Annotated in this window: 18 protein-coding genes; 14 read left to right on the top strand and 4 right to left on the bottom strand. The window is 64.7% G+C overall.

The genetic code is table 11. The features are described from left to right. The first annotated feature begins 27 nt into the window (after positions 1-27). The 14 genes from urtB to ACVJ19_RS02665 all read left to right on the top strand — a co-directional run bounded on the left by urtB (position 28) and on the right by ACVJ19_RS02665 (position 12,782). The gene (gene urtB / locus ACVJ19_RS02730; protein WP_453947916.1) at positions 28-1,635 is read left to right on the top strand and encodes an urea ABC transporter permease subunit UrtB; all 1,608 of its coding nucleotides are present in this window, start codon (positions 28-30) and stop codon (positions 1,633-1,635) included. Beyond that, positions 1,632-2,801 carry an urea ABC transporter permease subunit UrtC gene (urtC, locus tag ACVJ19_RS02725; RefSeq protein WP_453947915.1) on the top strand — a complete coding sequence of 390 codons (1,170 nt, stop codon included), beginning with the start codon at positions 1,632-1,634 and terminating at the stop codon, positions 2,799-2,801. Before urtB ends, urtC begins: the two co-directional genes overlap by 4 nt. A 6-nt stretch (positions 2,802-2,807) precedes the next feature. Then, positions 2,808-3,569: an urea ABC transporter ATP-binding protein UrtD gene (gene urtD / locus ACVJ19_RS02720; RefSeq protein ID WP_018646608.1), complete on the top strand. Its 762-nt coding sequence runs from the start codon at positions 2,808-2,810 to the stop codon at positions 3,567-3,569. Between the two features lie 3 nt (positions 3,570-3,572). Then, complete coding sequence (gene urtE / locus ACVJ19_RS02715; RefSeq protein WP_183247111.1) at positions 3,573-4,268, top strand: urea ABC transporter ATP-binding subunit UrtE; 696 nt, start codon at positions 3,573-3,575, stop codon at positions 4,266-4,268. A gap of 36 nt (positions 4,269-4,304) precedes the next feature. Then, complete coding sequence (locus ACVJ19_RS02710) at positions 4,305-5,135, top strand: urease accessory protein UreD (RefSeq protein WP_453947914.1); 831 nt, start codon at positions 4,305-4,307, stop codon at positions 5,133-5,135. A gap of 37 nt (positions 5,136-5,172) precedes the next feature. Then, complete coding sequence (locus ACVJ19_RS02705; RefSeq protein WP_018646611.1) at positions 5,173-5,475, top strand: urease subunit gamma; 303 nt, start codon at positions 5,173-5,175, stop codon at positions 5,473-5,475. Positions 5,476-5,588: 113 nt separating this feature from the next. Continuing rightward, a complete protein-coding gene (locus ACVJ19_RS02700) occupies positions 5,589-5,894 on the top strand; it encodes an urease subunit beta (protein ID WP_298881113.1) in 306 nt (101 codons plus the stop codon). A gap of 57 nt (positions 5,895-5,951) precedes the next feature. Then, complete coding sequence (locus tag ACVJ19_RS02695; RefSeq protein ID WP_453947912.1) at positions 5,952-6,506, top strand: HD domain-containing protein; 555 nt, start codon at positions 5,952-5,954, stop codon at positions 6,504-6,506. 22 nt (positions 6,507-6,528) lie between these two features. Continuing rightward, the gene (ureC, locus tag ACVJ19_RS02690; RefSeq protein ID WP_453947910.1) at positions 6,529-8,244 is read left to right on the top strand and encodes an urease subunit alpha; all 1,716 of its coding nucleotides are present in this window, start codon (positions 6,529-6,531) and stop codon (positions 8,242-8,244) included. A gap of 129 nt (positions 8,245-8,373) precedes the next feature. Further along, positions 8,374-8,673, top strand: a complete 300-nt coding sequence (locus ACVJ19_RS02685) for a putative quinol monooxygenase (RefSeq protein ID WP_453947909.1) — start codon at positions 8,374-8,376, stop codon at positions 8,671-8,673. Positions 8,674-8,686: 13 nt separating this feature from the next. After that, positions 8,687-9,334: an urease accessory protein UreE gene (locus tag ACVJ19_RS02680; protein WP_453947907.1), complete on the top strand. Its 648-nt coding sequence runs from the start codon at positions 8,687-8,689 to the stop codon at positions 9,332-9,334. Then, a complete protein-coding gene (locus ACVJ19_RS02675) occupies positions 9,315-10,043 on the top strand; it encodes an urease accessory protein UreF (RefSeq protein WP_453955059.1) in 729 nt (242 codons plus the stop codon). Before ACVJ19_RS02680 ends, ACVJ19_RS02675 begins: the two co-directional genes overlap by 20 nt. Before the next feature lie 159 nt (positions 10,044-10,202). Beyond that, the gene (gene ureG, locus ACVJ19_RS02670) at positions 10,203-10,826 is read left to right on the top strand and encodes an urease accessory protein UreG (RefSeq protein ID WP_211413678.1); all 624 of its coding nucleotides are present in this window, start codon (positions 10,203-10,205) and stop codon (positions 10,824-10,826) included. 300 nt (positions 10,827-11,126) lie between these two features. Beyond that, on the top strand, positions 11,127-12,782 hold the full coding sequence (locus ACVJ19_RS02665; RefSeq protein ID WP_453947906.1) for a CHASE domain-containing protein: 1,656 nt from the start codon (positions 11,127-11,129) through the stop codon (positions 12,780-12,782). A 62-nt stretch (positions 12,783-12,844) separates the two neighbouring features. Here the strand turns inward: ACVJ19_RS02665 and ACVJ19_RS02660 are convergent, their stop codons facing one another. The 4 genes from ACVJ19_RS02660 to ACVJ19_RS02645 form a co-directional block, all read right to left on the bottom strand. Next, positions 12,845-13,453, bottom strand: a complete 609-nt coding sequence (locus ACVJ19_RS02660) for a TetR/AcrR family transcriptional regulator (protein ID WP_453955058.1) — start codon at positions 13,451-13,453, stop codon at positions 12,845-12,847. Positions 13,454-13,545: 92 nt separating this feature from the next. Next, positions 13,546-14,694 (bottom strand): OpgC domain-containing protein, encoded by a 1,149-nt coding sequence (locus ACVJ19_RS02655; RefSeq protein WP_453947904.1) that lies wholly within the window; start codon positions 14,692-14,694, stop codon positions 13,546-13,548. A 308-nt stretch (positions 14,695-15,002) separates the two neighbouring features. Next, a complete protein-coding gene (locus ACVJ19_RS02650) occupies positions 15,003-15,458 on the bottom strand; it encodes a hypothetical protein (RefSeq protein ID WP_453947902.1) in 456 nt (151 codons plus the stop codon). Between the two features lie 79 nt (positions 15,459-15,537). Continuing rightward, complete coding sequence (locus tag ACVJ19_RS02645) at positions 15,538-15,909, bottom strand: DUF883 family protein (RefSeq protein ID WP_453947901.1); 372 nt, start codon at positions 15,907-15,909, stop codon at positions 15,538-15,540. Between the last annotated feature and the right edge of the window lie 44 nt (positions 15,910-15,953).

Here is a 15,953-nt window from a genome sequence, read left to right as displayed (position 1 = left end):
CACCTATTTCTGCCGGGGTCATTCACAGTGCCAGCCAATTTGTCCGCCCGTCTCTGTTCGCTCCTGCTCTCGTTGCTTCTGATCGCGTTCGCACTGCCGGCCTTTGCGGGTCCGTTCGAGGATGCGGTCGCCAAATTCGCCAACGACGATTTTTCCGACACCGAGGAAGCGGTCGGCGCGATCGCCAGCAGCGGCAACAAGCTGGCTTTTCCCATCATCAGCGCGCTCCAGGACGGCCGGTTGATGGCCGATCCGGATAGCAAGAAGGTTTACGTCACCGGCACCGACGGCAAGTCGATCGATGCCGCGACCGGCGAGCCCGTCGCCAGCGTTCCCGACAGTGCGAGCGCGGTCCGCCTCAACAACCGCCTGCGCCGCAGCGTCGATGCCGCGCTCGGCAGCCTGACACTGCAGTCGCCCGATGTCGGAACGCGCCTGCAGGCCGCGCAATCCGTCTTCAAGTCGCACGAGGAGACCGCGCTCGAGGCCGTCGACGCCGCGCTCGCGAAGGAAACCAACAAATCCGTCAAGGCTGCGCTCGGCGAGGCCCGCGCGGCGATCCTGCTGTTCAAGTCCGATGCCACGGAGGTCGAGAAGCTCGAGGCCGTCGCCACCCTCAAGGCGCGCGGCGACCAGGAGGCGATGGCGCTGCTCACCGGCATGGGTGACCAGCCGGCCTCGGTGACCAAGGCTGCAGCAAGCGCTATCAGTTCGATCCAGTCTTCGCTCGCGGTCTGGTCCACGGTGCAGAATGCCTGGTACGGCCTCTCGCTCGGCTCGGTGCTGCTGCTCGCGGCGATCGGGCTCGCCATCACCTTCGGCGTGATGGGCGTCATCAACATGGCGCATGGCGAGATGGTGATGATCGGCGCCTACACCACCTTCGTGGTGCAGGAGGTGATCCGCACCCGCTATCCCGGCCTGTTCGACTATTCGCTGCTGATCGCCGTGCCGCTCGCTTTCCTCGTTGCCGGCGCGATCGGCGTCTTGATCGAGCGCAGCATCATCCGCTTCCTCTACGGCCGTCCGCTGGAGACGCTGCTCGCGACCTGGGGCTTGTCGCTGGTGCTGCAGCAGGCGGTGCGCACCATGTTCGGCCCGACCAACCGCGAGGTCGGCAACCCCTCCTGGATGAGCGGCGCCTTCGAGCTCGGCCAGATCACCATCACCTATAACCGGCTCTGGATCCTCTGCTTCACGCTCGCGGTGTTCGCGATCCTGCTCGCGATGCTGCGCTACACTGCGCTTGGCCTCGAGATGCGTGCGGTGACGCAGAACCGCCGCATGGCAGCCTCGATGGGCATCGCGACCTCGCGCGTCGACGCGCTGACCTTCGGCCTCGGCTCGGGCATTGCCGGCATCGCCGGCGTGGCGCTGTCGCAGATCGACAATGTCAGCCCCAATCTCGGCCAGAGCTACATCATCGACAGTTTCATGGTTGTGGTGTTCGGTGGCGTCGGCAATCTCTGGGGCACGCTGGTCGGCGCCTTCACGCTCGGTATCGCCAACAAGTTCCTGGAGCCGGTCGCCGGCGCCGTGCTTGGCAAGATCGCGATCCTCGTTCTCATCATCCTGTTCATTCAAAAGCGGCCGCGCGGCCTGTTCGCGCTCAAGGGCCGTGCGGTGGAAGCATGACCCCTCACATGCTGACGCGATCGCTGGACCGCGGCGCGACGATCTTCCTGCTGGTTGTCGCCGCTCTGGGCGTGCTGATCCCGCTGTCCAACCTGCTGCTGCCCGCAGGCTCGTTCCTGCAGGTGCCGACCTATCTGGTCGCGCTGTGGGGCAAGTACGTCTGCTACGCCATCCTGGCGCTCGCCATCGACCTGATCTGGGGCTATTGCGGCATCCTCTCGCTCGGCCACGGCGCCTTCTTCGCGCTCGGCGGCTACGCCATGGGCATGTACCTGATGCGGCAGATCGGCACCCGCGGCGTCTACGGCAATCCTGTTCTGCCCGACTTCATGGTGTTCCTGAACTATTCGAAGCTGCCTTGGTACTGGTACGGCTTCGACATGTTCTGGTTCGCGGCGCTGATGGTGCTGGTCGTGCCCGGCCTGCTCGCCTTTTGCTTCGGCTGGCTCGCCTTCCGCTCCCGCGTCACCGGCGTGTATCTGTCGATCATCACGCAGGCGATGACCTACGCGCTGCTGCTGGCCTTCTTCCGCAACGATTTCGGCTTCGGCGGCAACAACGGCCTCACCGACTTCAAGGACATTTTGGGCTTCAACGTGCAGGCTGAAGGCACCCGCGCGGCGCTGTTCGCGCTGAGCTGCCTGGCACTGATCGTCGGCTTCCTGATCTGCCGCGCCATCGTCTCCTCCAAGCTCGGCAAAGTGCTGATCGCGGTGCGTGACGCGGAATCGCGCACGCGCTTCCTCGGCTACCGCGTCGAATCCTACAAGCTGTTCGTGTTCACCGTGTCGGCCTGCATGGCCGGCGTTGCCGGTGCGCTCTACGTACCGCAGGTCGGCATCATCAATCCGAGCGAATTTGCACCCGGCAACTCGATCGAGGCGGTGATCTGGGTCGCGGTCGGCGGCCGCGGCACGCTGGTCGGCGCCGCGCTCGGCGCCGTCGTCGTCAATTACGCCAAGACGTTCTTCACCTCGGGCGTGCTGGCGCCGTACTGGCTGTTCATGCTGGGCGCATTGTTCATCCTGGTGACGCTGCTGCTGCCCAAGGGCATCGTCGGCACCTTCAATGCCTGGTGGGCCTCGTCCAAGGAAAAACGCACCGCGGCGGCTGTTGCGAGCGCCGCGGCCGAAGACGGCGTCACCGAACCCAAGATGGCGGAGTAAGCGGTCATGAACGTCATGGACACCCGCGCGACCTCCGCAATGCTCTATCTCGACGGCGTGCACGTCTCGTTCGACGGCTTCCACGCCATCAACAATTTGTCGCTGACGCTCGAGCCCGGCGAGATGCGCGCCATCATCGGCCCGAACGGCGCGGGCAAGACCACGATGATGGACATCATCACCGGCAAGACCAAGCCCGACGAGGGCACCGTGCTGTTCGACGGCGTCACCGATCTCACGCGCCTGGACGAAACCCGCATCGCCGAGCTCGGCATCGGCCGCAAATTCCAAAAGCCGACCGTGTTCGAGAGCCAGACCGTGCAGGACAATCTGCTGCTCGCGCTCAATGTCGACCACTCGGTCCGCGGCACGCTGTTCTGGCGCGGCAGCAAGGCGGAATCGGAGCGTATCGACAAGGTGCTGGAGACGATCCGCCTCACCGAGGCCCGCAACCGCCTGGCCGGCAGCCTCAGCCACGGCCAGAAGCAATGGCTCGAGATCGGCATGCTGCTGGCGCAGGATCCGAAGCTGCTCCTCGTCGACGAGCCCGTTGCCGGCATGACCGACGTCGAGACGCATCTCACCGCCGAGCTGCTGAAAGAGATCAACAAGACCCACACCGTGATGGTGGTCGAGCACGACATGACGTTCGTGCGCGAGCTCGGCGTCAAGGTCACCTGCCTGCACGAAGGCACGGTGCTCGCGGAAGGTACCATCGACCAGGTCTCGTCCAACGAGCGGGTCATCGAAGTCTATCTGGGACGCTGAGCAATGCTTGAGGTCAAGGACATCAACCTGTTCTACGGCGCCGCGCAGGCGCTGCGCGGCGTCTCGATCTCGGCCGAGCCCGGCAAGGTGACCTGCGTGCTCGGGCGCAACGGCGTCGGCAAGACCTCGCTGCTGCGCGCCATGGTCGGCCAATATCCGATCTCCTCGGGTGCGATCGTGTTCGACGGCAACGACATCACGGGCCTCAAGCCCTACGAGCGGGCGCGCAAGGGCATCGGCTTCGTGCCGCAGGGTCGAGAGATCTTTCCGCTGCTGACGGTCGAGGAGAACCTCAAGACCGGCTTCGGTCCACTCAAGCGCGAGGACAAGCACATTCCGGACGACGTCTTCTCGCTGTTTCCGGTGCTGCAATCCATGCTCGGCCGCCGCGGCGGCGACCTCTCCGGCGGCCAGCAGCAGCAGCTCGCGATCGGCCGCGCGCTGGTGATGCGGCCAAAGCTGCTCCTGCTCGACGAGCCGACCGAGGGCATCCAGCCCTCGATCATCAAGGACATCGGCCGCGCTATCTCGTATCTGCGCAACCTCGGCAACATCGCCATCGTGCTGGTCGAACAATATCTCGACTTTGCCTGCGAACTCGGCGACAGTTTCGCGGTGATGGATCGCGGCGCGGTGAAATTCACCTGCGACCGCTCCAACCTCGACGCGAGCGAGATCAGCCGCCAGATGGCGCTGTGAGCCAGGAAATCCCGCCGCGACCGGCTGGGGAGACGGATGCGCAGCAAACTGTCAGCCACGTCCACAATATTCGAAGCCAACCGCGCCCGGGGCGCGGTGCGGTTCGACGTGCATGCGCGCGATGGCGTGACGCGGCGCGGGGCCTTGCATGAATCCGGTTCGCTTCGCGTCCGCTTTCCCTCGCCGGAAGATCAGGGCCTGTCCGGCGTGTTCGTCAACACGGCCGGCGGCGTTGCCGGTGGCGATCGCTTCGACATCGAGATATCGGCGGCGGATCGCGCGCGACTGACGCTGACCACGGCGGCTGCCGAAAAGGTCTATCGCGCGCCGGGGGCGGCGGCGCAGCTCAATATCACGCTGAAGGCCGGCGCGGGCGCGCATTTGTCCTGGCTTCCGCAGGAGACGATCCTGTTCGACCGCGCCCGCGTGCAGCGCCGTTTCGACATCGAGCTCGACGAGGCGGCCTCGCTCCTGCTTTGCGAGATCGTGGTGTTCGGCCGTACCGCCATGGGCGAGCGGATGGAGCAGGGCGAGTTCGTCGACCGCTGGCGGATGCGCCGCGGCGGCAAGCTGGTGTTCGCAGAAACCGTCCGGCTCGACGGCGATATCGGCGCAAAGCTCGCGCGATCCGCCGTGGCCAAGGGCGGCGCGGCGATCGGCACGGCCCTGATCGTGCCCGGTGACGAGGCCCTGGTCGAGCGCATCCGGGAGGCATCGGAGTCTTTCTCCGGCGAGGTTGGAATCTCGGCATGGAATGGCTTTGCAATGGCGCGGTTCTGTGCCCAAGATGCGGCGCGTTTGCGCGCCGACATGATGGCCGTGCTGGCGCGCACCGGCGCGGCCCTGCCGCGGCTCTGGCTGAACTGACTGGTTGAATTGACGTGTTGAACGGAAGAGATTTCGCATGAACCTGTCTCCCCGCGAAAAGGACAAGCTTCTGATCTCGATGGCGGCGATCGTGGCGCGCCGCAGGCTGGACCGCGGCGTCAAGCTCAACCATCCCGAGGCGATTGCGATCATCTCCGATTTCATCCTCGAGGGCGCGCGCGACGGCCGCACCGTCGCCGAGCTGATGCAGTCGGGCGCGCAGGTCCTCACCCGCGATCAGGTGATGCCGGGCATCCCTGAGATGATCCATGACATCCAGGTCGAGGCGACCTTTCCGGACGGCACCAAGCTCGTCACCGTGCACGACCCGATCAGGTAGCTGTTAATGCGTCATTCCGGGGCGCCCGAAGGGCGAACCCGGAATCCAGAGGTGGTTGACCGAGATTCCGGGTTCTCGCTCCGCGAGCCCCGGAATGACAGAGGAAGGCAAACATGATCCCCGGCGAACTCTTCATCCAGGACGGCGAGATCGAGCTCAATGCCGGCCGCAAGACCGTGACGCTGACGGTCGCCAACACCGGCGACCGCCCGATCCAGGTCGGCTCGCACTACCATTTCTTCGAGACCAACCCGGCTCTGAAGTTCGATCGCAAGAAGTCCCGCGGCATGCGCCTCGACATCGCCGCCGGCACCGCCGTCCGCTTCGAGCCCGGCCAGACCCGCGACATCCAGCTCGTCGCGCTCGCCGGCAAGAAGACGATCTACGGCTTCCGCGGCGATGTCATGGGGAAGCTGTGAGCTCCACAGGAACGAGCGCGGCGCGGCGCGGTTGAGGCGGAAACGGAGGTATTTCCCATGCTCTCGCCAATCCGCCTCGTCTCCGAAGCTGCCGAAGTGGCCGCTCGCCGGCACAAAAGCATGATGCGTAAGGGCCGGGACAACGAGCCCTATGCAAATCATCTCGCCGAAGTCGCGAACTTCCTTGCTATTGCAACGAACGGCGCGGATGCCGAGCTCGTTGCAGCCGGCTGGCTGCACGATACGCTTGAGGACACAGAGACGACTATCGAAGAGCTCTCAGCAAGATTCTCTGATCGTGTGGCGTCCCTCGTCATCGAATGCACAGATGACATGAGCTTGCCAAAGACCGAGCGGAGGAGGCGACAGATTGTCGATGTGCTGAAGAAGTCGGCTGACGCCAAGCTAATCAAAATTGCCGACAAGATCAGCAATATCGGGGCTCGTATTCGTTCCAACCCGACCGCTGAGCAGCGTGCCGACCTGATCGAGTACACCGATTGGGCGGTGCAGGTCGTTGCGGGCTGCCGCGGCGGCAATGCCTACCTCGATGAAACGTTCGACGACGTGGTGGAACGAGCGAGAGCCTCGCTAGGAACACCACCAAAGTAATCAATCGCAAACGGGGCTTGTGATGTCCGTCAAAATAAAGCGTTCCGTCTATGCCGACATGTTCGGCCCGACCACCGGCGACAAGGTGCGGCTGGCCGACACCGACCTCATTATCGAGGTCGAGAAGGATTTCACCGTCTACGGCGAGGAGGTGAAGTTCGGTGGCGGCAAGGTCATCCGCGACGGCATGGGGCAGTCGCAGGTCACCAACAAGCAGGGCGCGGCCGACACCGTCATCACCAATGCGCTGATCGTCGATCACTGGGGCATCGTGAAGGCCGACGTCGCCATCAAGGACGGCATGATTTCGGCGATCGGCAAGGCCGGCAATCCCGACATCCAGCCCGGCGTCACCATCATCATCGGTCCCGGCACCGACGTCATTGCGGGCGAGGGCAAGATCCTGACGGCCGGTGGCTTCGACAGCCACATCCATTTCATCTGCCCGCAGCAGATCGAGCACGCGCTGATGTCAGGCGTCACCTCGATGCTGGGTGGCGGCACGGGGCCGTCGCATGGCACCTTCGCCACCACCTGCACGCCGGGGCCGTGGCACATGGGGCGGATGATCCAGTCATTCGATGCCTTCCCGGTCAATCTCGGCATTTCCGGCAAGGGCAATGCCTCGCGGCCCGCCGCGCTGGTCGAGATGATCAAGGGCGGCGCCTGCGCGCTGAAGCTGCACGAGGATTGGGGCACGACCCCGGCCGCGATCGACAACTGCTTGTCGGTGGCGGATGACTACGACATCCAGGTCATGCTGCATTCCGACACGTTGAACGAATCCGGCTTCGTCGAGGACACCATCAAGGCGTTCAAGGGCCGCACCATTCATGCCTTCCACACCGAAGGCGCCGGCGGCGGCCACGCCCCTGATATCATCAAGGTCGCCGGCCTGAAGAACGTGCTGCCGTCCTCGACCAATCCGACGCGGCCCTTCACGCGCAACACCATCGACGAGCATCTCGACATGCTGATGGTGTGCCACCACCTCGATCCCTCGATCGCGGAAGACCTGGCATTCGCCGAAAGCCGCATCCGCAAGGAGACGATCGCGGCCGAAGACATCCTGCACGATCTCGGCGCGCTCTCGATGATGTCCTCGGACTCGCAGGCCATGGGCCGTCTCGGCGAGGTCATCATCCGGACCTGGCAGACCGCCGACAAGATGAAGAAGCAGCGCGGGTCGCTGCCGCAGGATAAGGGCAAGGACAACGACAATTTTCGCGTCAAGCGCTACATCGCCAAGTACACGATCAACCCCTCGATCGCGCATGGCGTGTCGAAGCTGATCGGCTCGGTCGAGAAGGGCAAGCTCGCCGATCTCGTGCTGTGGTCGCCGGCCTTCTTCGGCGTCAAGCCGGATTGCATCGTCAAGGGCGGCACCATCGTCGCGGCGCCCATGGGCGATCCCAACGCCTCGATCCCGACGCCGCAGCCGGTGCACTACCAGCCGATGTTCGGCGCCTTCGGCAGGGCGCGCACCGCGTCCTCCGTCGTCTTCACGTCGAAGGCCGCGGTGACCGGGGGTCTCGCGCGAAAGCTCGGCATCGAGAAGAAGCTCTATGCGGTCCAGAACACCCGCGGCAAGATCTCCAAGAAGAGCATGATCCACAACGACGCCACGCCCAACATCGAGGTCGATCCGGAGACCTATGAGGTTCGCGCCGATGGCGAACTGTTGACCTGCGCGCCGGCGGTGGTGCTGCCGATGGCGCAGCGATATTTCATGTACTGAAATAGCGCCTCAACGCATGTCCCCGGCGAGCGTCCGGGGACGGCTTTTTCCGGTTTTGCGTTCGGTCCCGCCTGGTCTAATGTCCCGCCCGGTATCTAACCTTGAGAAGAAAAGCCGGGAGGATTTCTCGTGATCTACGTCGTTGCAACCCTGACCATCAAGCCCGAGACGCGCGCCGAATTCATTGCAGCCGCCACCGCCTGCATCAAGGAAACGCGGAAAGAGCCCGGCAACATCGCCTATGATTTGCACGAAAGCGTCACTGATCCCAGCAAGATGGTGTTCGTCGAGCAGTGGGAGAACATGGAGGCGCTGGGACCGCATCGCGCCGCCGAGCACATGAAGACGTTCGGCCGGGTCGCCGTCAAATGCTTCACGGCGCCGCCGAAGATCGAATACATCACGCCCGCGAAGGTCGAGACACGGTAAAGAGGTAAGACGCATGATCCGGGCGACGCAGGTCAGGGGACAACACCGCTTCACGGAAGCGCCGGCGGACACGGTCGTGCTCGATTTCGACGATCGGCACCGCCGCCGCATGGCGATGACGGGGACGCGCGGCCTCGAATTCCTGCTCGACCTGGAGAATGCCGTCGCGCTCCGCGGCGGCGACGCGCTGGTGCTGGAGGACGGAAGGCTGGTCGAGGTGGTCGCGGCGCCCGAGCCGCTGCTCGAGATTCGCGGCCGCGATCCGCATCACCTCATCCGCGTCGGCTGGCATCTCGGCAACCGCCACCTGCCGACGCAGATCATGGCCAAGAGCCTGCGCATTCGCCGCGACCATGTCATCGAGGCCATGGTGAAAGGCCTCGGCGCGCGCGTGATCGAGATCGAGGCGCCGTTCGATCCCGAAGGCGGCGCCTATGCGGACGCCGGTCACGCGCATGGCCACGACGATCATGCGCATCACGATCACGGTCATCATCATCACGATCATGGTCATGATCACAATGACCACCACGGTCATGATCACCATCATCATGATCATGCCGCGCATGACCATAGTCACGAGCACCACCATCACCACGACGAGCATTGCGACCATCCCGACCACCACCACGGCCACAAGCATGCTCATGACCACAAATGAGCCGGTCAATGCCGATGACCTCGCCGGGCGCGAGGCGGCGGCGCTGTACCGGCTGATGACCTGGCTGTCGCCGGCGTTTCCCGTCGGCGGCTTCTCCTATTCCAGCGGCATCGAATGGGCGGTCGAGGCGGGCGACATCGGGGACACCGCCACGCTGGCCGACTGGCTCGATGCAATGCTCGGCGACGGCTCGGGCTTCTGCGATGCGATCTTCCTGGTCCATGCCTATCGCGCCACGGAAGCTGGCGAGGAGACCTCCTTGCGCGACATCGCGGAACTCGCGAGCGCCTTCGTGCCGTCGCGCGAGCGTCAGCTGGAGACGGCCTCGCAGGGCCGCGCCTTCATCGAGATCTCCCGCGCCGCATGGGATGCGGAAGGTCTGGATGCCATGGTCGCGGCATGCAGCACGCCACTGGTCTATCCCGTCGCCGTCGGTGTGGTTGCAGCTCAGCACGGCGTGCCGCTGGCGCCGACGCTGCACGCCTTCCTCCATGCGCTGGTCTCGAACTGGATCTCGGCGGCCAGCCGACTCATTCCGCTCGGCCAGACCGACAGCCAGCGCGTGCTGGTGCGGCTGGAAGCGGCGGTGGCCGCCACCGCCAATCGTGCGCTGAACGCGACATTGGACGATCTCGGCAGCGCCACGTTCCGCGCCGATCTCGCCAGCCTGCGGCACGAGACGCAGTATACGCGGCTGTTCCGGTCGTGAGTGTGCCGTGTCATACTCCGCCGTCGTCCTGGCGAAAGCCAGGACCCATTACCACGAATGCCTGTGGTGATGTGGAGGTGTGGCTTCAGTTTGCCGCAGCAACGAGCATCGGTGGTAATGGGTCCTGGCTTTCGCCAGGACGACGATAGGAAAGAATCAATGGCGACTTCTCACGGCCCCTTGCGTGTCGGCGTTGGCGGCCCGGTCGGGTCGGGCAAGACCGCGCTGATGGATCTGCTCTGCAAGACCATGCGCGAGCACTACGACATCGCCGCGATCACCAACGACATCTACACCAAATGGGATGCGGAATTCCTGGTGCGGTCGGGCTCGCTGACGCCGGATCGCATCGCCGGCGTCGAGACCGGCGGCTGCCCGCATACGGCGATCCGCGAGGACGCCTCGATGAACCTCGCAGCGGTCGCGGACATGCGCGCGAAATTCCCGGGCCTCGACCTCGTGCTGATCGAGTCCGGCGGCGACAATCTCGCTGCCACTTTTTCCCCTGAGCTTGCCGACCTCACCATCTACGTCATCGACGTCGCCGCCGGCGACAAGATCCCGTCCAAGGGCGGCCCCGGCATCACCCGGTCCGACCTTCTGGTGATCAACAAGATCGATCTTGCGCCCCATGTCGGCGCCTCCCTGGAGAAGATGGAGACGGACGCGAGGCGCATGCGCGGGGAGCGTCCCTTCGTCATGACCAATCTGAAGAAGAGCGAGGGGCTCGACCGCATCGTCGGCTTCATCGAGGCCAAAGGTGGGCTGAAACGGGCGGGCTGACCGACGCGACGACTTGGCGCAGGCGTTTTTCATCGTTAACGCCTGGGGCAGGGCCGCGCCTTGCGGAACAAATTTCGGACACGGCGATTGAATACCTCCGGTGCCCGGGGCAACTCCATCCCGGCCGGACCCCTCGGCCGGGCGGATTAAGCTTTCCAGGCGACCCAAGTTGCGTACTGATGCCTCCTCCTCCATTATCACCGCCATTGGGGTTCACCCTGTTTCGGCACATGGCCGTTCGAGCGGCGTTCATATGCTCCGTGTTTATTGCCGACCTCCCGCTTCCGTCTGAGTAGTCGCGTGGTCCGGCTGGGTTTCATCATCGGCTTCATCGCTCTGCTCGGAGCCTTGCTTTCCGGGCTTGCGGCCTATCGCGTCCACGACCAGGAGCTGGCACTGGACCGGATCGCGCTGGCGCGTGCGATCGACGTCCATGCAAGCCTGGTTCAGGACCGGCTCACCGAGCGCGAGCTGCTCGCGCGTGTCGCCTCAGGCCTGTTCCGTGCGCCCTCGGTGCTCAAGCCCAACATGCTGGAGCCGCTGCGCTCGGCGATCTACGCGTTCAAGACCGATTTCGTGGTGGCCGGCTGGGTTGCCCGGCTGCAGCCGAACGAGCTCGCCGCGGCGCAAGCGGCGATCGCTGCGGCCGGCTTCCCGAAGCCGCAGATCCGTGACTACAGTGACAAGCCCATCGCCCCCGCAGGCCTCACCCACCCGATCGACGTGCTGATGGACCTCGAGCCGCGCAGCGACGAGACCAAGGCACTGCCCGGCCGCAGCTATGACCAGGATCCGGTGCGCAGCGCGATGCTCGCCCGGGCCAGGATCGAGAAGCGGTCGGTTGCTTCCGACCCGGTGCCGCTGCTGCGCGGGAACGGCCCGATCGGCATCATCGTGGCTGCTCCCGTCATTCCCGAGGGGGCAACGGAGCCGGCCGGTTTCGTCACGTTCTCCTACGAGCTTGCCACGCTGATGCTGACCAATGACGACATGTCGTTGTTCTCGGTCGCGCTCAGGGATCCGCGCAAGGAAGGCGGCGAGCTCGTCGCCAACGACCAGGGCATTGTCTCCACGCGCATGGGCGCGGACGGCCCGCCGCCATCGGCGACACGCACGGTGAGCTTCGGCGGCCGCGACTGGCAGCTCAGCTATTACGCCAAGACCAATTCGGCGCGCCGCGCCGAGCAGACCGCGATCATCGTGGCGGCGATCGGTTTTGCCATCACCGCGATGGTGTGCGGTCTGTTCGGCTATGTCGCCTACAACAATCTGCGGCTCAGCCGGGAGATCCAGGTGCGGATCGGCTTCGAGCGCCGCCTGACCGCGGTCATCGACGAGCTCAATCACCGGGTCAAGAACATCCTGGCCGTGATCCAGTCGATCGTGACGCGAACGTTGCGCCACGGCTCGGACATCGACGTCGCGCGCGAACTCCTGATCGGCCGCATCCACGCCATGTCCAACGTGGTCTCGCTGCTCAGCGAGAGCCAGTGGCAGGGCGTCAAGCTGAAGGGCCTGTTCGAGGCGCGCGCGATCCCGCATGCCGATCGCATTGCCGTCACCGGCCCCGACATCGCGGTCAGCGCGCGCGCCGCGCAGAGCCTGTCGCTGCTGTTCTTCGAGCTCGCCTCGCATTCCGACGAGGGCCTGTCGCTGGTCGGCAAGCATCCGCACATCACCGCCAACTGGACGGTGACCGGCGAAGCGCCCGAGGAGGTCTTTCATTTTCGCTGGGAGGAGTTCAACACCAGCGAGGCGACGCGTCGGCCCGATTCCGATTTCGGCCTGATCCTGCTCGACCGCGTCGCGCCCGAGGCGCTGGGAGGCACCGCCAAGCGCTTCTTCACCGACGTCTCCTACGTCTATGAACTGATCGCGCCGATGGAGACGGTGGTCGACATGACCGAGCGCGACCGCACGGACAAGCTCTCGGCGCCGGTCAGGCCGGTGCGATAGGCACTTGTTTTCTTGAGCATGATCTTTTCGGAAAATCGCTTCACTCTTGTCCGGATCATGCTCTAGCTCTTCGGCCGCAACACCAGATCGACCAGATTGCGCGCGTAAGCGGGCGTGATCGGCGCGATGCCGAAGATGTAGCGGTAGAACAGGCTGCCATAGATCGCGTCGTAGAGATCCTCAGGGCGCCCCTCGGCCAGAATGCTGCCGTCCTTCTGGCCCGCGGCGATCATGTCCACCAGCGCGTCGCGGCGGAATTGTAAGTACCGGGCGTAGAACAGCTCCGCCGAGCCGGTCTTGGAGATGCATTCGGAGATGACGGCGAGCTGGACCTTGCCGAACTCGCCCTGGAGCGCCTCGGCATAGGCGGTGGCATGGCGCCGCGCACGCGCCGCGGGCGTGCCGGCGCTCGCGGGCGGCAGCGGCAGCATCTGTGCGGCATGGTGGAGGAAGGCGTCGATCAGCAGCGCTTCCCGCGACGGCCACCATTTGTAGATCGTCATCTTGGACACGCTGGAGTGGCGTGCGATCGCATCGATGGTGGTGGCGGCAAGGCCCGTGGCCGCCATCAGCGAATAGGCGCTTTGGAGGATGGCGTTGGTGGTCTCGATCGATCTTGGCCGGCCGCGCCGGGGCGCGCTCTCCGCCTCTTCACCCCCGTCTTTCGCCATCGCCACGCCCGGTCTCCTCGCGCAGAGTCCCGGCATAGCGCAGCGGCCGCTTTCGGCCTAGCAGAATCGCACGAATTTGTTGCCAGAGCGACTTAGCTCTGGGCCTGCTGCCGCAGGGCTGCCGGCAGATCCTGCCGTTTCGACCAGGCGATGTAGTAGGCGAGCCCGGTCATCGCGGCGAAGCCGGCGATGCTCACCGCGATCTGCATCAGCACCAGGTTCGGCCCGGTGATCAGGATGAGGTGGCCGGCGAAGGACAGGAACACGGCGACGCAGAATACCGCGAGCCATTCCTCGCCGCATGCGATCACCGCCTGCAGCGGTCTCCATTTCAGGCCGGGATGATCGGCCGGAATGAGATGGGTCGCAATGAACGCGAGGGCGAGGAAATGGAGCACGCGATAGGGCGCGAGGTTTTCCTTGTCGGTCGGCGCGATGCTGTTGAGGAGCAGATCGGGCAGGTAGGCGGACAGCGCCGGCGAATGGCGCATCAGGGTGACGGCCATCGCGAAGACCAGGTAGGCGCCTGCGAGGATCCGCAGCCAGGGCATGCCGCGTAGCGCACGCCCCGGCGCACCTGTCACGGCGAACCAGCCGCCCAGCACCATCAGCATCTGCCAGCACAGCGGATTGAAGGTCCATTCCTGGTCCGGGTAGACCCGGAAATTCCAGTCGAACCAGCGCGCGGCGACGTACAGCGCGACCGATGCGGCGAGCGTCACGTTCGGCCGTCGCAGCAGGCCCCACAGCACGAACGGAAAGAACGCCATCAGCGGAATCATCAGTTGCAGCAGATCGAGGTTCAGCGGCTCTTCCAGGAGCATGAGGCCACGGACCAGGATACGCAGCGGGTGCTCGAGAATCCCGGAGATGTTGTATTCGTGGATGATCTCCGGCGCCATCGATTGCGAGGCGACATAGGCGATGGCGTCGATATAGATCACGAACAGCACGACATAGGCGGCATAGAGCCGCCAGACGCGGCGAAAGATTCGCGTCGCGGCGACCACGTAGCCGCGCTCCAGCGCCATCCTGCCGTGGATGATGGCGACGCCGTAGCCCACCACGAACACGAACAGGTCCGCCGCGCCGCTGAAGCCGAAATTCCGCAGCGTCAGCAGGTTGACGACGTTGTTCGGAATATGGTCGACGAATACGGACCAGTTGGCGATGCCGAGCGTCAGATAGAGTCTGGCGTCGTGCTGAAAGGCGGCGAGGTTCGCCTTGACGGACGGTTTCATTGAGTAAAATAGCTTTGGGAATCAGGATGATGCTTTTACCGGCAACCGCCTGCCTATCCGAGTAGCGTTTGCGTGAGCAAGACCGGTTTGTCCCGATTGGCGTAAAATTGCGCAGGGCGCGCCCGCTGCATTTGTTTGTCCGCGCTTAACCCGCCCGGGACGCAACTTCTGCAAAGGCAGACGCTCCGTCTTGCGCTCGCCGCCGGCGTCTCCGCGGTCAGCGACCTCGGGACGGAGATTCGCGGTTTGGTATCCCACATGACCGCGTTGCGCCATCGGTCGCAGTCGCTGGGCTGAGATGCTCCCCTCTACTCGGCGGGCTCTGCCGATGCCTCGTCGGGGATGCTCGCTCGGCTCGCCAAAATTCCGAGCGCGACGCCGCCGATGGCCAGAATCGGCAGCAGCCGCTTGACCCCGATGGCACGGACGATCTGCAGTCCGGTGGCAAGCAGCATGGGGTCGGCGAGTAGGTTGTGAGCTGCGGACTTTGCGGCGCGCTCGGCGGCGATGCGGGCCTCCTTGCGCAGTTGCCGTTTGTACGCCCAGTAGCTCACCGCTGCGGTCAAGGTCAGCAGAAAGAATACGCCGGCACCCGCGAGGCAGGCCTGCACCGGGCCATATTTATCGAGGACTGCGATGAAGGCTGCGGCGCAGAGGAAGCATGTCGTGATGAAAAGCGCGAATGCAGCACCCGCGGCAAGCGACGTCAGCCGGACCGTCGTGCCGGTCGATGCACTGATGCCGTCGATGATGCGCTGAAACATGGCCTTGCTCCTCGGATCCCCAACAAGCCTGGTCGTCACACGCCGACGTCGGCGGCGCCTCAACCTTCGCCGGGCATCCTTACCGGCGCCAGGCTAGTCCGATCAGGAAGCCGATGCCGAGCGCGAGCCCGACGGTCGCCAGCGGCCGCTGCGTGATCGCGTCTTCCAGCGTCTCCTCGATCGATCCATAGGCATCCTGCGCCGCGTCCATCATGGCGCTGCCGCGCTCCGACATGTCGTCGATCGCGGAATCCATGTTCTCGCGCGCCTGGCGATAACCGCGCCTGGCCTGCTTGCTGGTGGAATTGGCAAAGGTGTTGAGCGCGTCGGTGATCTGATCGGTGAGGGCGGCGATATCGCTTTTCACGGCTGCTACATCCTTCTCGAGGCGTTCCCTGGTGGCTTTGTCGGTCCAGTCTCTCATCCCGGCTTCGGCATCGCTCGTTGACATCTGGGGCTCCGAACTGTTTGCGGCTGAGATAGCCGGAAAACGTT

The organism is Bradyrhizobium sp. USDA 376 (assembly GCF_054063675.1).
Note: the sequence above shows the minus strand (reverse complement) of the source record. Positions and strands in the feature narration are given on the sequence as shown.

Coding starts and splice junctions, on each gene's coding strand:
- urtC (WP_453947915.1), top strand. CDS start 1,632: ATGACCCCTCACATGCTGACGCGATCGCTGGACCGCGGCGCGACGATC.
- urtD (WP_018646608.1), top strand. CDS start 2,808: ATGAACGTCATGGACACCCGCGCGACCTCCGCAATGCTCTATCTCGAC.
- urtE (WP_183247111.1), top strand. CDS start 3,573: ATGCTTGAGGTCAAGGACATCAACCTGTTCTACGGCGCCGCGCAGGCG.
- ACVJ19_RS02710 (WP_453947914.1), top strand. CDS start 4,305: ATGCGCAGCAAACTGTCAGCCACGTCCACAATATTCGAAGCCAACCGC.
- ACVJ19_RS02705 (WP_018646611.1), top strand. CDS start 5,173: ATGAACCTGTCTCCCCGCGAAAAGGACAAGCTTCTGATCTCGATGGCG.
- ACVJ19_RS02700 (WP_298881113.1), top strand. CDS start 5,589: ATGATCCCCGGCGAACTCTTCATCCAGGACGGCGAGATCGAGCTCAAT.
- ACVJ19_RS02695 (WP_453947912.1), top strand. CDS start 5,952: ATGCTCTCGCCAATCCGCCTCGTCTCCGAAGCTGCCGAAGTGGCCGCT.
- ureC (WP_453947910.1), top strand. CDS start 6,529: ATGTCCGTCAAAATAAAGCGTTCCGTCTATGCCGACATGTTCGGCCCG.
- ACVJ19_RS02680 (WP_453947907.1), top strand. CDS start 8,687: ATGATCCGGGCGACGCAGGTCAGGGGACAACACCGCTTCACGGAAGCG.
- ACVJ19_RS02675 (WP_453955059.1), top strand. CDS start 9,315: ATGCTCATGACCACAAATGAGCCGGTCAATGCCGATGACCTCGCCGGG.
- ureG (WP_211413678.1), top strand. CDS start 10,203: ATGGCGACTTCTCACGGCCCCTTGCGTGTCGGCGTTGGCGGCCCGGTC.
- ACVJ19_RS02660 (WP_453955058.1), bottom strand. CDS start 13,453: ATGGCGAAAGACGGGGGTGAAGAGGCGGAGAGCGCGCCCCGGCGCGGC.
- ACVJ19_RS02655 (WP_453947904.1), bottom strand. CDS start 14,694: ATGAAACCGTCCGTCAAGGCGAACCTCGCCGCCTTTCAGCACGACGCC.
- ACVJ19_RS02650 (WP_453947902.1), bottom strand. CDS start 15,458: ATGTTTCAGCGCATCATCGACGGCATCAGTGCATCGACCGGCACGACG.
- ACVJ19_RS02645 (WP_453947901.1), bottom strand. CDS start 15,909: ATGTCAACGAGCGATGCCGAAGCCGGGATGAGAGACTGGACCGACAAA.